This is a genomic window from Micromonospora sp. DT227 (assembly GCF_049841835.1).
Classification (GTDB): domain Bacteria; phylum Actinomycetota; class Actinomycetes; order Mycobacteriales; family Micromonosporaceae; genus Micromonospora.
Genome location: NZ_JBNCLA010000001.1, coordinates 1,641,189 through 1,654,508 on the forward strand (window position 1 = coordinate 1,641,189; position 13,320 = coordinate 1,654,508).

The window sequence follows — 13,320 nt, forward strand, 5'->3', positions numbered from 1 at the left end:
GTTTGCCTCCGACAACCCTCATCTTCGAGCATGAAAAGCGTACGCGTCAATGGCTCACGGTTCGTGGAAGGTCACTCCACGTCGCGCTCGCCCAACGGGTTGCCGCGTACCCACTCGGCGGTCTCGGCGTACTTGCGCTCGATGTACTCCTCCAGGCGGGCGCGTTCGACCCGCCACTGACCCCGGCCGCCGATCTTGATCGCGGGCAGCTCACCGCTCCGGACCATGTGGTAGACCTGCGAGTCCGAGACGTTCAGCTCGGCGGCGACGTCGGAGAGCAGCAGGAACCTCGACTCCACGGTGACTCCCGGGGTTGGCTTCGTTTGCCTCAGTTTGCCACCAGCGAGCGACACCGTTGACGCCCGCTTCGGCGGACACACCGGTGGGACGCTTCTCCCCGGCGGGTGCCGGGTGTATGACGGTGTCGGCGTACGGCATGATCGGCGCCCGGAGCCGGCGTCCGCCGGCGAGCGGCGGAGAGTGCGGGGAGAGTGCGGTGACCGACGAGCTTGTCCGGGTGTACCTGCCGGCGACCGTCCCGATGCTGGCCCGGCTGCGGGACGAGGGCCTGGCCGCCGAGGCGGCGCACGCGGTCACCCCGGAGCTGCGCGAGTGGTACGCCGAGGGCGACGAGGAGGAGCTGGAGTACGTCGCCTTCACCCGGGCCGCCCAGGACGCGTTGCTCCTGCTGCGGGCCGATCCCGGCGCTCCCCGGCGGCGGGTGGTGGTCTCGGCCGACCTGCCGGCCCGCGCGGTCGACCGGGTCGCCGGCGAGCTGGGCTCCAGCGTGGTCCGGCCGGCCGGGCCGGTGCCGGTGAAGGCCGTCGCCGCGATCCACGTGGACGGCGCGGACGCGGCCGGGGACGTGGCCGCCGCCGCCGACGTGGCGGCGCAGGCGCAGGCCGGTGACCCCGACGCCCAGTTCACCGTCGACGGCGTCGAGGACCACGAACTGGAGTGGTACGACGTCACGGAGCTGGACCTGCTGCTGCGCGACGCCGGCTGAGGGCCGCCGGGCGGCTCAGGCCGCCGGCTCGTCCTCCTCGTCGTCGACGGCGCGCGGCCCGAGCGTGCGCCCGAAGACGATGAGCGTGGTGAGCGCGCCCACGAAGAGCACCCAGATCGCGTTGTCCACCCGGGAGGTGCCGAGCGCGGTCTGCGCCACCTGGTCGGCCTCGCTGAGCGCGGCGGCCAGGTCGAGCAGCCCGCGCCCGCCGATCCGGATGATCACCTCGGTGAGCAGCAGGAGCAGCCCGGCGCCGGCGCCGGCCACCAGGTACGCCGGCCAGCGCAGCGACGACGCCCCGCCGTCCCGGCGCTCCGCGCGCCGGCGCGACCAGGCGAGGTAGAGGTACGCCACCAGGCCGGCGATCAGCCCGGCGAGCAGCGACTCCGTCCGGGACACCCACTTGGCGGCGTCCAGCACCGACTGCTGCGTCTCCCCGGCGCCGAACAGGTCGGAGAGCGGGTCCCGGGCGCGGCTGAACAGCACCACGAAGACCTGCGCGGCGAGCGTGGCGGCGGCGAGACCGGCCACCACCCGCGCCTGGCGCGCGCCGGCCATCGCCCCGCCGATGATCGCGGCGGCGGCCGTGGTGCCGGCGATGGTGTTGGTGGTGGCGTTGTCGGCGTACGTGAGGTTGACGCCCACCGCGGTGGCGAGCCCGACCAGCAGGCCGGCGCCGACGGTGGCCAGGAAGCGCAGCGAGGCGCGGTCCAGCCGGTTCGTGGCCGCCAGCGCGACGGTGGCGCCGGTGACCAGCGCCGCGGTGATCACGCCGGGGAGCGCGTACGCGGAGAGGCTGATCGCGGTGACCCCGGCCGCGGTCGAGGTGATCGCCTCCCGGGTCGACCAGAGCATGGCCACCAGCCAGGCGAGCGACAGCACGGCCAGCGGCAGCGCGCCCGGCGCGTACCCCGGCCGGCCGGCGGCGGTGCCGACCTGGCCGGCGACGGGCGGCGCGTCGGCCACGGGCCGGTCCGGTTCCGCGGCCGTGGAGCTGCCGGGCTGGTTGCTCATCGTCTCCCTTTCGACGGCTGCCGGATCGCCCGCGCGGGCCGGGCAGGTCACCGGCCATCCAGCGTACGCGTCCCGCGACGCCGCCCCGGCGGGCCCGCCGCGGTGGCCGGCCGCCGGCGGGGACGGCGGGGCTGCCGCCGTTCGGCCCGACGAGGGCACTGACGAATCGTCGACCCGAAGCTCTCTGTTCTGACGTTTCGTCGGGTGGGGGCCACTCCTGCCGATGGTCCGGAGAGGGTGGGTGCGTCCGATCTCCCGGCCCGCACCCGGGGAGCCCGGGCCGACGGGAACGCCGCGTGACAGAATCGGCGCAGGTCCCGCCGCCGCGACCGGTCCGCCGCGTGGTGTCCGGCACCCGGCCGCCCGGCCGGTGCCCGCGGGTCCGGTTTCGCCATCGCCGTCGAGATCGCACAGGAGCCTGTGATGGACGCCGTGTTCTCCGTCCCCGAGCCGCGCAATGAGCCGGTCCACACCTACGAGCCCGGCAGCGCCGACCGGGAGCGGCTCCAGCGGCGGCTGGCCGACCTGGCCGCCGAGCGGATCGAGCTGCCGATGACCATCGCCGGCGCGCAGCGGATGGCCGGCGGCGAGTCGATCGACGTCGTCCAGCCGCACAAGCACGCGCACGTGCTGGGCGTCACCGGGCACGCCACCCACGACGACGCCCGCGCCGCCGTCGAGGCGGCCAAGGACGCCGCCCCGATGTGGCGGGCACTGCCGTTCGAGGAGCGGGCCGCGATCTTCCTGCGCGCCGCCGACCTGCTGGCCGGCCCCTGGCGGGACACGCTCAACGCGGCCACCATGCTGGGCCAGTCCAAGACCGCCGTCCAGGCCGAGATCGACGCCGCCTGCGAGCTGATCGACTTCCTCCGGTTCAACGTCCACTTCGCCCGCCGGCTCCTGGCCGAGCAGCCGATGTCCTCGCCGGGCGTGTGGAACCGCTTCGACCACCGGCCGCTGGAGGGCTTCGTCTACGCGGTCACGCCGTTCAACTTCACCGCCATCGCCGGCAACCTGCCGTCCGCGCCGGCCCTGCTCGGCAACACCGTGGTCTGGAAGCCGGGCCCGACCCAGCAGTTCGCCGCGCACTTCACCATGCGGCTGTTCGAGGCGGCCGGCCTGCCGCCCGGTGTGATCAACATGGTCACCGGGCGCGGCGAGGAGGTCTCCGACGTGGTGCTCGCCGACCCCGACCTGGCCGGCATCCACTTCACCGGCTCCACCAAGGTCTTCCAGCAGCTCTGGCGCACGGTCGGCGAGAACATCGCCCGCTACCGGGGCTACCCGCGCCTGGTCGGCGAGACCGGCGGCAAGGACTTCGTGGTGGCGCACACCAGCGCCGACGTGGACGCGCTGCACACCGCGCTGCTCCGGGGCGCCTACGAGTACCAGGGCCAGAAGTGCTCGGCCGCCTCGCGGGCGTACGTGCCGCGCTCCATCTGGGAGGGCGGGCTGCGGGACCGGCTCGCCGCCTCCGCGGACGCGCTGACCTACGGCGACGTGACCGACTTCAGCAACTTCGGCGGCGCGGTCATCGACGACCGGGCGTTCGGCCGGCACACCGCCGCGCTGGAGCTGATCAAGGGCGACGACAGTTGCCGCGTGCTGGCCGGCGGCACCGCCGACGACTCGGTCGGATACTTCGTCCGGCCGACGCTCTTCGAGTGCTCGGACGCCGCGCACGAGACGTTCACCACCGAGTACTTCGGGCCGATCCTGGGCGTGCACGTCTTCGACGACGCCCGGTTCGACGACGTGGTCGCCCAGGCCGAGTCGATCGCGCCGTACGCGCTGACCGGGTCGATCTTCGCGACCGACCGCCGGGTGGTCGACCAGGTGGCGGAGAAGATGCGGTACGCGGCCGGCAACTTCTACATCAACGACAAGCCGACCGGCGCGGTGGTCGGGCAGCAGCCGTTCGGCGGCGCCCGGGCCAGCGGCACCAACGACAAGGCGGGCTCCTGGCACAACCTGCTCCGCTGGACGTCGCCCCGGACGATCAAGGAAACCTTCGTCCCCCCGACCGACCACACCTACCCGCACATGGGCTGAGGTGTAAGGAGGGGCCCCTTCTTAACAGACGTCTGTTAAGAAGGGGCCCCTCCTTACTGTCGTCGGTCGACGGTGCACTCTGGACCGCCTACGAGTGGCGAAAACGGCAAATCCTGGACGCCAGAGCCGACAAAGTGGCAGCTTAGAGGGCATGGCGGAATCCGGAGTCAACCCGACGGCGGCGGCCCTGCTCGGCCTGCTGCACGACGGCCCGATGACTGGCGGCCAGTTGATGGCCGCCGCCGAGCGCCGGCTGGCGCCGTACTGGTCGATGACCCGTAGCCAGGTCTACCGGGAGCTGCCGGTGCTGGCCGAGAAGGGTCTGGTGCGTCTCGGCAAGCCCGGGCCGCGGATGAGCCAGCCGTACGCGCTCACGGCGGCCGGGAAACGGACATTCTCCCGCTGGCTCGCGGAGAATCCCGGCAAGGACACCATCCGCAACCCGGTGGCGCTGCGGATCGCGTTCGGCAACCTGCACTCGGCGAGCCAGCTCAAGAACCTGTACGCCTCGGCCAACGAGTACCACACCGAGGCGCTGGCGGCGGTGCGCGAGCAGGTCAAGAACGCGAAGAAGGAGGGCGACGGCTACGATGCCAGCGCGCTGGAGTTCGCGGTCGCCTACCATCGGGCGGCGCTGTCCTGGCTGAAGACCGCGCCGGCCGGCTGACCACCTGCGGCGAACGCGCTGGACTAGGCAGTAGTCTTGTCTGTCGTGACCGCTGCCGATTATGCCGAACAGCTCAAGGAACTCGACGCCACGCTGCGCAACATCGAGGCCGTGCTCGACCTCGACAAGCTGCGCGAGCAGAAGGCCCGCCTGGAGCAGGAGGCCTCCGCGCCCGACCTGTGGGACGACCAGGCCAAGGCGCAGGCGGTGACGTCGCAGCTGTCGTACGTCAACGGCGAGATCACCAAGCTGGGCGACCTGCGCTCCCGGCTCGACGACGCCGGCGTACTGCTGGAGCTGGCCCAGGCGGAGTCCGACCCGGCCGCGCTGACCGAGGTCGAGTCGGAGATCACCGGGCTGACCAAGGCCATCCAGGAGATGGAGGTCCGCACGCTGCTTTCCGGCGAGTACGACTCCCGGGAGGCGCTGGTCGCCATCCGGGCCGGGGCCGGTGGCGTGGACGCCGCGGACTTCGCCGAGATGCTGCTGCGGATGTACCTGCGCTGGGCGGAGCGCCACGGCTACCCGACCGAGGTCTACGAGACGTCCTACGCCGAGGAGGCGGGCCTGAAGTCGGCCACCTTCACGGTGAAGGTGCCCTACGCCTTCGGCACGCTCAGCGTGGAGTCCGGCACCCACCGGCTGGTGCGGATCAGCCCGTTCGACAACCAGGGCCGCCGGCAGACCAGCTTCGCCGGCGTCGAGGTGCTGCCGGTGGTGGAGCAGACCGACCACATCGACATCCCCGAGAACGAGATGCGGATCGACGTCTACCGGTCCTCCGGCCCGGGCGGGCAGAGCGTCAACACCACCGACTCGGCGGTCCGGATCACCCACATCCCGACCGGCATCGTGGTCACCTGCCAGAACGAGAAGTCCCAGCTCCAGAACAAGGCGTCCGCGCTGCGGGTCCTCCAGGCCCGGCTGCTGGAGCGCAAGCGGCAGGAGGAGCAGGCCAAGATGGCCGGCCTGAAGACCGACGCCGCCGGCTCGTGGGGCGACCAGATGCGGTCGTACGTCCTGCACCCGTATCAGATGGTGAAGGATCTGCGTACCGAGCAGGAGACGGGCAATCCGTCCGCGGTCTTCGACGGCGAGCTGGACAGCTTCATCGAAGCGGGTATCCGCTGGCGGAAGCAGCAGCAGCTCACCGCTGACAGTGTGTGATCACCCTCGAACGCAGCGCGTCATCGATCTCGGTCTGACCCGGCAAATCGATGACGCGCACCGCATCTGAGGGGCGTGGGGCTTGGCTCTGCGGTTACACCGCGTAGACTCTCGACCCGTGATTCAGCTTGAGCAAGTGACGAAGACGTACCCGAAGGCGTCCCGGCCTTCGCTCGACAACGTGTCCGTCTCGATCGAGAAGGGCGAGTTCGTCTTCTTCATCGGTCCATCCGGCTCCGGCAAGTCCACCATCATCAAGTTGCTGCTGCACGAGGTCACGCCCAACAAGGGTCGCGTCGTCGTCAACGGCAAGGACGTCACGTCGATGCGTTCCTGGAAGCGACCCCACTTCCGGCGTTCCATCGGCTGCGTCTTCCAGGACTTCCGGCTGCTGCCGAACCGCACCGCGTACGAGAACGTGGCGTTCGCGCTGGAGGTGATCGGCAAGACGAAGGCGGTCGCCCGTCGGGTCGTACCGGAGGTGCTGGAGCTGGTTGGTCTCGGTGGCAAGGAGCACCGCTACCCGCACGAGCTCTCCGGTGGTGAGCAGCAGCGTGTGGCGGTGGCCCGGGCGTTCGTGAACCGGCCGCTGATCCTGCTGGCCGACGAGCCCACCGGAAACCTGGACCCGGACACCTCGATCGAGATCATGCGCCTGCTGGACCGGATCAACCGCACCGGCACGACCGTCGTGATGGTCACGCACGACTCCAACATCGTGAACCAGATGCGGCGCCGGGTGATCGAGATCGAGAGCGGCCGCATCGTGCGCGACCAGGCCCGCGGCGTCTACGGCTGAGCCGACAAGGCAGCCCGAAGACCCCGACGACGAACACCTCACGCCGGAGAGCCGGAGGAATATCCCGATGCGGATGAAGTACGTCCTGTCCGAGGTACTGGTCGGACTGTGGCGCAACGTCACCATGACGGTCGCCATGATCATCACCATGGCGGTGTCGCTGTTCATGCTGGGCGGCAGCGGCCTTCTGTACCAGAAGGTCGGCGACATGAAGGATCTCTACTACGAGAACGTCCAGGTGTCGATCTTCCTGAAGACCGACGTCCAGGAGCAGCAGCGGACCGACCTGGAGACCAAGCTCAACGCCGACCCGCTGGTCAAGGACGTCACGTACGTCAACAAGGACGAGGCGTACAAGCGCTTCCAGCAGATGTACGCCGACGCGCCCGACCTGGTGAACGCGGTCAAGCCGGACCAACTGCCGGAGTCGTTCCGGCTCACGCTGAACGATCCGCAGCAGTACAAGCAGATCTACGACCAGTACAAGACCGCCGAGGGCATCGACACGATCGTCGACCAGTCCAAGCTGCTCGACAAGGTCTTCGGCGTGCTCACCGGCATCCAGAACGGCGCGTTGGCGCTGGCCATCGTGATGGCCGCCGCCGCCCTGCTGCTGGTCGCGAACACCATCCAGGTGGCCGCGTACAGCAAGCGCCGTGAGGTCGCGGTCATGAAGCTGGTCGGCGCCTCGAACTGGTTCATCCAGGCGCCGTTCGTGCTGGAGGCGGTGGTGGCCGGCCTGATCGGCTCCATCCTCGGCCTGCTTGCGCTGATCGGCGTGAAGACACTCGCGGCCGGTAGCTCGATGGCGGCGCTGGAGGGCCTGATCACCCCGATCTCCTGGTCCGAGATCTTCCTGACCTTCCCGCTGATGGCCGCCGTCGGTGGCCTGGTCAGCGCCATCACCGCCTGGGTCACGCTCCGCTTCTACCTGCGGGTCTAGTTACCCGTACGGCTCTGGCGAAGAGCCCTTCCGTGCCGGAATAAACGGCGCGGGAGGGCTCTTGTGGTTCCGGTAGCATGATCTTCGCTCGTCGGCCGCCGGCCGGGGAGCCGGCGGAAAGGGGGTGGCGCCGATGCCACGGGAAAAGGGTCGCAAGGTGGTCGCCTCCAACAAGAAGGCGCGGCACGACTACGCCATCCTCGACACGTACGAGGCGGGCATGGCGTTGACCGGCACCGAGGTGAAGTCGCTGCGGGCCGGTCGGGCGTCGCTGGTCGACGCGTTCGCCCAGGAGCGCGACGGCGAGCTGTACCTGCACGGCATGCACATCCCGGAGTACACGCTGGGCACCTGGACCAACCACGAGCCCCGGCGGACCCGTAAGCTGCTGCTCAACCGGTTGGAGATCGACCGGCTGATCGGCAAGACCCGCGAGGGCGGCCTGACCATGGTCCCGTTGCAGGTCTACTTCTCGGACGGCTGGGCCAAGGTCGAGATCGCCCTGGCCAAGGGCAAGAAGTCGTACGACAAGCGGCAGGATCTGGCCAAGCGGGACGCCGACCGGGAGATCCAGCGGGCGGCGGGCCGGCGCGGCAAGGGCATGGACGACTGATTCGTCATGTTCGTCCGGTTCGGCGCGTCCGGGCGGGGCTCGGGATGAAACCCGTTGCGGGAGGCGTTAGGCTTGTCAGTGCCACCACATGGGTGGCCTGTCGAGGGGGTGACTGGTTTCGACTTCGTACGCAGCGACAGGGGAAGCGAGCCGAGGAAGCCGACGTCGTCTCGAGAATCGGTCGTCGGAAACCAATAAGCGCCAAGAACAATCGCGCTGACTTCGCTCTCGCCGCCTGAGGCGAGTAGCAAGTCTGTCGGCCTGGGAGTGCCTTCGACCCAGTTAGCCGGCATCAGCTAGAAGGCTGGCCAATCGGACCCGGTCGCGGGGTCCGTGCGGCGAGATTAATCAGCGACTGGGCCCGTCACACCAACTTGCTCGCGTGAGCGGTGGGGCCGAGTAGAGGCACAGCGAGCTGCGCTCGGAGAAGCCCTGACAAACCGGCGAAGGACCCGGGTTCGATTCCCGGCACCTCCACCACCTTGACCTGTGCGCCCCGGTCCACCGGACCGGGGCGCACAGTCGTTCCCCGCCCCCGAACGCGACGCCCCGGCTCCGGGGGGCGCCACGCCCCTGCGCTCCGGGGGTCGTGACGCTCCCGCACCCCGGGGCCATGACGCCCTCGCCTCCGGGGGCCGCGACGCCCGGTGCCCTGTTTCACGGAAATAGTGGCTAACCGGGCCCCGAAGGCCACTCTTTCCGTGAAACAGGCGCATGGGACGGCGGGGAGGCGCGCGCGGGGTGGGTGGGGAGCGGGGGAGGCTGGGAACCGGAGGTGGGGGATCGGCGTCTGATCCGTATGCGCCGATCGATCGCCCTGCTCGGGCTGCCGCTGCTGGTCCTCTCCGGATGCGCCGCGCCCGGCGTCGGGTCGGGCGCGCCGTCGCCCGCCGCGCCGGACCAGCGCCCCGCGTTCACCCAGCGCGCCGACGAGGTGGCCGCGCGGTGGCGGCCCGGACCGCAGTGGCGCGACGGGTACGTGCCGCTCCAGGACGCCACCGTGCTCGGCGGCGACCCCGGCTTCACCGAGGAGACCAGGGCGGCGTTCGCCGCCGGCTGGTACCGGGATCAGATCGCGATGCCGACCGCCGTTCCGCCGCAGGGCTCGATCCGCTTCCCCGACGGCGTGCTGCGGGTGCCGCTGGTCAGCGCCGCCGACGCGTACGCCCAACTGGACCGGGGCGATCCGCCGCCCTGCGACGGTCGCCCCCGTGGACCGGAGCCGGCCGACGCGACCGCCGCGCCGGGCCCGGACGACCCGGTGTCGACCACCGCGCCGACCCCGTGCATCCCGCTCACCGTCACCTCGGTGCGGCTGGGCAGCGCGCCGGTGTGGACCAGCCGGGGCCGGGCCGACGTGCCGGCCTGGCTGTTCACCGTGGCGGAACTGGCCGCGCCGGTGGCCCGGCTGGCGGTCGCGCCGCGCGCGGTCGGCACGGTGCCCGGCGGCGCGGCGGACACCGGCCCGCTGCCGGCCGGCCTGGTCGCCGCGCAGGAACTGCGGACGGTGGCGGCCGACCGGCTCGACTACCTGGTCGGCGTCGGCGCCTGCGACGGCGCGCCGACCCCGCTGGTGCGGGAAGGACCGGACGTGGTGGTGGTCGGCGCCGCCGTGGTCACCGCCACCGGCCCCTGCACCATGCAACTCGCGATGAAGCCGGTCAGCGTCACGCTCGCCGCCCCGCTGGGCGACCGTACGGTCCTGGATGTCGGCAGCGGCACGCCGCTGATCGTCCGCACCGGCGGGTGAGGGTCACAGGATCCGGGGTATCTCGGTGCTGATCGGCACCGGCAGCACCGTGGGCCGGTCCGCGTTCAGCGCCCGGGCCAGCGCCGGCCCGAGCGCGTCCGGCGACGCCACCACCTCCGCCGCGCAGCCGTAGCCGCGAGCCACCGCCGTGAGGTCCAGTCCGGGCAGGTCCAGCGCCGGTACGCCCGGGGTGTGCTTCAGCTCGGCGAACGCCTTCAGGATCGCGTACTGCTGGTTCACCGGGACCACGACGGGCAGCGCCAGGCCCAGCCGCGCCGCGGTCCACAACGCCTGCACCGAGTAGTGGATCGAGCCGTCCCCGATCACCGCGACCACCGGCCGGCCGCGCCGGGTGTCCCGCTCGGCCAGCGCCAGGCCCACCGCCGCCGGCAGCCCGAACCCGAGTCCGCCGCTGGCCATGGTGAAGTACGAGCGCGGTCGGTCGATCCGCAGCCGGCGGCGCAGTGCGGCCAGGTTGGACGGTGACTCCTGCACCAGCACCCCGTCCGCCGGCCAGGCGGCGGCCAGCGCCGCGAAGAGCGCGTCCGCGCTGGGCGGCTCGGCCGGCTCGGGCGGGGCGGGCGGATCCCGGGGCGGCGGCGCGGGCCGGTCGGTCGGCGGGAGCAGCTCCCGCAGCGCGGCCAGCACCAGCTTGGCGTTGCCGAGCAGACTCTCCCCGACCGGGGCCCGGCCCGCCTCGTCCGGGTCGTCGGTGACGTGCAGCAGCCGGGCGTCGCCGGGCAGGTAGTCGCCCGGCACGTGCGGGTAGTAGCGGAACACCGGGGCGCCCACCACCAGCACCACGTCGTGGCCGCGCAGCGCCGCCGACAGCGGCCCGATCGCGTACGGCAGCACGCCCCGGAACTGCGGGTGATCCTCGGGAAAGACGGCCCGTTCCGGTGCCGGGGCGGCCCAGACCGGGGTGGCCAGCCGTTCGGCCAGCGCGACCGCCTCCGGCCAGGCGTCGGTCCGGTCCACGGCCGCGCCCAGCACCAGCACCGGGGCGCGGGCGGTGGCCAGCGTGGTGGCGAAGTCGCGCAGCCGGTCCGGGTCCGGCCCGATCCGGGTGGCCACGGTCCGCACCGGCGGCGGCGGGTCGGCGGGCTGGTCCCAGTCGTCCATCGGCAGGGACAGGAAGACCGGCCCGGTGGGCGGCTGCGCCGCCGTGGCGTACGCCCGCATGAACGCCGCCGGGATGTCCTGCGCGCGGGCCGGCTCGTGCGCCCACTTGACGTACGGCTGGGCCAGCTCGACCGCCCGGGGGCTGGCCAGGCGCGGCTCGATCAGCAGCATCTCGCGGGTCTGCTGGCCGGCGCTGACGATCAGCGGGGTCCGGTTGTGCCAGGCGGTGACCAGGTTGCCCATGCCGTTGCCGGTGCCCGGCGCGGTGTGCAGGTTGACGTGCGCGGGCCGCCCGGTGCCCTGCGCGTAGCCGTCGGCCATGGCGACCGCGGACGCCTCCTGGAGCGCGTGCACATAGTGGAAGTCGGCCGGGAAGTCGGCGAGGAACGGCTCCTCGGTGGAGCCGGGGTTGCCGAAGACGGTGGTCAACCCGAGCGCGCGCAGCAGGTCGTGGGTCGCCTCGCGCACCGTCGCCATCGCCGGCTGCCTCCGTCCCTGGCCGCGGTGCCGGGGACGGCGTGGCGCCCGGTCCCCGACCCACCGAATCTAGCGGGCCGGGGCGGACTTTTCGGGTGCTTCGCCGGGGTTCAGGGCAGCGGGAACGGCAGCGTGATGCCGTCCAGCGTGGTCCCGCAGGGGCAGTCCCGCGTGGTGGGCAGCGCGGCGACCGCGTCCAGCAGCAGCTCGCGCAGCCGGTCGGTGTTCTCCGCGAAGACCCGGAACACCTCCTCCTGGGTGACCGACTCGCCCGCCTCGACGCCCGCGTCCAGGTCGGTGACAAGCGCGATGGACGAGTAGCAGAGGGCCAACTCGCGGGCCAGCACCGCCTCCGGGTGCCCGGTCATGTTGACCACCGCGCCGCCCATCGAGGTGAACCAGCGAGACTCCGCACGGGAGGAGAAACGCGGGCCCTCGACCACCACCACCGTCCCGCCGTCCACCGCCGGCACGTCCCGCCGGGCCGCCGCGTCCAGCAGCGTCCGCCGACCGGCCGGGCAGTACGGATCGGCGAACGAGACGTGCACCGCCCCCTGGTCGTAGTAGGTCTGCGCCCGCCCGCTGGTGCGGTCGATGAGCTGGTCCGGCACCACGAACGTGCCCGGACCCAGCTCCGGCCGGAGCCCGCCGACCGCACAGGGCGCCAGCACCTGGCGTACGCCGAGAGAGCGCAACGCCCACAGGTTGGCGCGGTAGGGGATCAGGTGCGGGGGGTGCCGGTGGTCCCGACCGTGTCGCGGCAGGAACGCCACCCGCCGGCCGCCCACCTCGGCGACCGTGATCGGGTCCGACGGCGCCCCGTACGGGGTCTCCACCACGTGCTCCACGCCGTCGAGCAGGGCGTAGAGACCCGACCCGCCGATCACCGCCAGTTCCGCCTGCGCCGCCATCCGGTCCTCCCTCGATCCGTCGCGATCACCCGACGGTCAGACCTTAGCCAGCGGGCGGGACGCAAGCTATGGTGCGTGACATGGCGTTGACAGCGTGGACGGTCGACGACGGAGGGCCCGCGCGGGCGCACGGCTGACGGGTGTCGGACATGCAGGGTGAGGGGCAGGCGATCGGTGGCCGAGCCATGGAGTCGATGACCGGACGGCTGCTGGTCGCGACACCCGTGCTCAAGGACCCGAACTTCGACCGTACGGTCGTGCTGCTGGTCGCCCACGAGCCCGGCGGCGCGCTCGGCGTGGTGCTGAACCGGGCCACCGAGGTCCCGGTGGCCGACGTGCTCGGCGACTGGAGCGACCTGGCCCGCGAGCCGGCGGTGCTCTTCGAGGGCGGCCCGGTGCAGCCCGACTCGGCCATCTGCCTGGCCCGCATGCGCCACCCGGTCCAACCGGTCAAGGGCTTCCACCGGGTCTCCGGCGCGGTCGGCACCATCGACCTCTCGGTCGACCCGGAGAAGCTGCGCGACGCGGTCGGCGGGATCCGGGTCTTCGCCGGCTACTCCGGCTGGGGCGCCGGCCAGTTGGAGCGGGAGATCGAGGAGGGGTCCTGGTTCGTGTTGGACGCGCTGCCCGGTGACGCCTTCGTCGACCGGCCGGACGATCTCTGGCCGATGGTGCTGCGCCGGCAGGGCGGCATGATGGCGGCGGTGGCCCACTTCCCGCCGGACGTGGCGCTCAACTGATCCGCCCGGGGGGACCCCGCGAGATGACCATGGCGGGCGGCGTGTGTATAGTTCTTCCC

Annotated in this window: 13 protein-coding genes and 1 other RNA gene; 10 read left to right on the plus strand and 4 right to left on the minus strand. The window is 72.0% G+C overall.

Features of this window, described 5'->3' with window-relative positions:
• Nucleotides 1–71: 71 nt before the first annotated feature.
• A complete protein-coding gene (locus ACLQ2W_RS08350) occupies nucleotides 72–299 on the minus strand; it encodes a helix-turn-helix domain-containing protein (protein ID WP_091060288.1) in 228 nt (75 codons plus the stop codon).
• Nucleotides 300–496: 197 nt separating this feature from the next.
• On the opposite strand from ACLQ2W_RS08350, the gene ACLQ2W_RS08355 reads away from it, so the two are divergent.
• A complete protein-coding gene (locus ACLQ2W_RS08355; protein WP_425785884.1) occupies nucleotides 497–1,006 on the plus strand; it encodes a DUF6912 family protein in 510 nt (169 codons plus the stop codon).
• A 15-nt stretch (nucleotides 1,007–1,021) separates the two neighbouring features.
• On the opposite strand, the gene ACLQ2W_RS08360 is transcribed toward ACLQ2W_RS08355, so the two are convergent.
• Nucleotides 1,022–2,020 carry a hypothetical protein gene (locus tag ACLQ2W_RS08360; RefSeq protein ID WP_425785885.1) on the minus strand — a complete coding sequence of 333 codons (999 nt, stop codon included), beginning with the start codon at nucleotides 2,018–2,020 and terminating at the stop codon, nucleotides 1,022–1,024.
• Nucleotides 2,021–2,443: 423 nt separating this feature from the next.
• On the opposite strand from ACLQ2W_RS08360, the gene pruA reads away from it, so the two are divergent.
• The 8 genes from pruA to ACLQ2W_RS08400 all read left to right on the plus strand — a co-directional run bounded on the left by pruA (nucleotide 2,444) and on the right by ACLQ2W_RS08400 (nucleotide 10,011).
• The gene (pruA, locus tag ACLQ2W_RS08365; RefSeq protein WP_425785886.1) at nucleotides 2,444–4,072 is read left to right on the plus strand and encodes an L-glutamate gamma-semialdehyde dehydrogenase; all 1,629 of its coding nucleotides are present in this window, start codon (nucleotides 2,444–2,446) and stop codon (nucleotides 4,070–4,072) included.
• Between the two features lie 151 nt (nucleotides 4,073–4,223).
• Nucleotides 4,224–4,739, plus strand: coding sequence for a PadR family transcriptional regulator (locus ACLQ2W_RS08370; RefSeq protein ID WP_107157710.1), 516 nt, complete (start codon nucleotides 4,224–4,226; stop codon nucleotides 4,737–4,739).
• Nucleotides 4,740–4,784: 45 nt separating this feature from the next.
• Nucleotides 4,785–5,906, plus strand: coding sequence for a peptide chain release factor 2 (gene prfB / locus ACLQ2W_RS08375; RefSeq protein ID WP_405092553.1), 1,122 nt, complete (start codon nucleotides 4,785–4,787; stop codon nucleotides 5,904–5,906).
• Between the two features lie 118 nt (nucleotides 5,907–6,024).
• The gene (gene ftsE / locus ACLQ2W_RS08380; RefSeq protein ID WP_013284225.1) at nucleotides 6,025–6,705 is read left to right on the plus strand and encodes a cell division ATP-binding protein FtsE; all 681 of its coding nucleotides are present in this window, start codon (nucleotides 6,025–6,027) and stop codon (nucleotides 6,703–6,705) included.
• A 67-nt stretch (nucleotides 6,706–6,772) separates the two neighbouring features.
• Entirely contained in the window at nucleotides 6,773–7,648 is an 876-nt protein-coding gene (gene ftsX, locus ACLQ2W_RS08385) for a permease-like cell division protein FtsX (protein WP_107157708.1), read from the plus strand.
• Between the two features lie 133 nt (nucleotides 7,649–7,781).
• On the plus strand, nucleotides 7,782–8,261 hold the full coding sequence (gene smpB / locus ACLQ2W_RS08390; protein WP_425785887.1) for an SsrA-binding protein SmpB: 480 nt from the start codon (nucleotides 7,782–7,784) through the stop codon (nucleotides 8,259–8,261).
• Nucleotides 8,262–8,365: 104 nt separating this feature from the next.
• Nucleotides 8,366–8,741: a transfer-messenger RNA gene (gene ssrA, locus ACLQ2W_RS08395) on the plus strand.
• Nucleotides 8,742–9,060: 319 nt separating this feature from the next.
• Nucleotides 9,061–10,011, plus strand: coding sequence for a hypothetical protein (locus ACLQ2W_RS08400; protein ID WP_425785888.1), 951 nt, complete (start codon nucleotides 9,061–9,063; stop codon nucleotides 10,009–10,011).
• A 3-nt stretch (nucleotides 10,012–10,014) separates the two neighbouring features.
• On the opposite strand, the gene mdlC is transcribed toward ACLQ2W_RS08400, so the two are convergent.
• Entirely contained in the window at nucleotides 10,015–11,610 is a 1,596-nt protein-coding gene (mdlC, locus tag ACLQ2W_RS08405) for a benzoylformate decarboxylase (protein ID WP_425785889.1), read from the minus strand.
• Nucleotides 11,611–11,720: 110 nt separating this feature from the next.
• A complete protein-coding gene (locus ACLQ2W_RS08410; RefSeq protein ID WP_425785890.1) occupies nucleotides 11,721–12,521 on the minus strand; it encodes an S-methyl-5'-thioadenosine phosphorylase in 801 nt (266 codons plus the stop codon).
• 149 nt (nucleotides 12,522–12,670) lie between these two features.
• On the opposite strand from ACLQ2W_RS08410, the gene ACLQ2W_RS08415 reads away from it, so the two are divergent.
• Entirely contained in the window at nucleotides 12,671–13,261 is a 591-nt protein-coding gene (locus ACLQ2W_RS08415; protein ID WP_107157788.1) for a YqgE/AlgH family protein, read from the plus strand.
• Nucleotides 13,262–13,320 lie beyond the last annotated feature (59 nt).

What these genes read in the sequence shown, in the direction of transcription:
- ACLQ2W_RS08410 (WP_425785890.1), bottom strand. Translation starts at nt 12,521, where the DNA reads ATGGCGGCGCAGGCGGAACTGGCGGTGATCGGCGGGTCGGGTCTCTAC.
- ACLQ2W_RS08400 (WP_425785888.1), top strand. Translation starts at nt 9,061, where the DNA reads ATGCGCCGATCGATCGCCCTGCTCGGGCTGCCGCTGCTGGTCCTCTCC.
- ftsX (WP_107157708.1), top strand. Translation starts at nt 6,773, where the DNA reads ATGCGGATGAAGTACGTCCTGTCCGAGGTACTGGTCGGACTGTGGCGC.
- smpB (WP_425785887.1), top strand. Translation starts at nt 7,782, where the DNA reads ATGCCACGGGAAAAGGGTCGCAAGGTGGTCGCCTCCAACAAGAAGGCG.
- pruA (WP_425785886.1), top strand. Translation starts at nt 2,444, where the DNA reads ATGGACGCCGTGTTCTCCGTCCCCGAGCCGCGCAATGAGCCGGTCCAC.
- ACLQ2W_RS08370 (WP_107157710.1), top strand. Translation starts at nt 4,224, where the DNA reads ATGGCGGAATCCGGAGTCAACCCGACGGCGGCGGCCCTGCTCGGCCTG.
- mdlC (WP_425785889.1), bottom strand. Translation starts at nt 11,610, where the DNA reads ATGGCGACGGTGCGCGAGGCGACCCACGACCTGCTGCGCGCGCTCGGG.
- ACLQ2W_RS08415 (WP_107157788.1), top strand. Translation starts at nt 12,671, where the DNA reads ATGCAGGGTGAGGGGCAGGCGATCGGTGGCCGAGCCATGGAGTCGATG.
- ACLQ2W_RS08360 (WP_425785885.1), bottom strand. Translation starts at nt 2,020, where the DNA reads ATGAGCAACCAGCCCGGCAGCTCCACGGCCGCGGAACCGGACCGGCCC.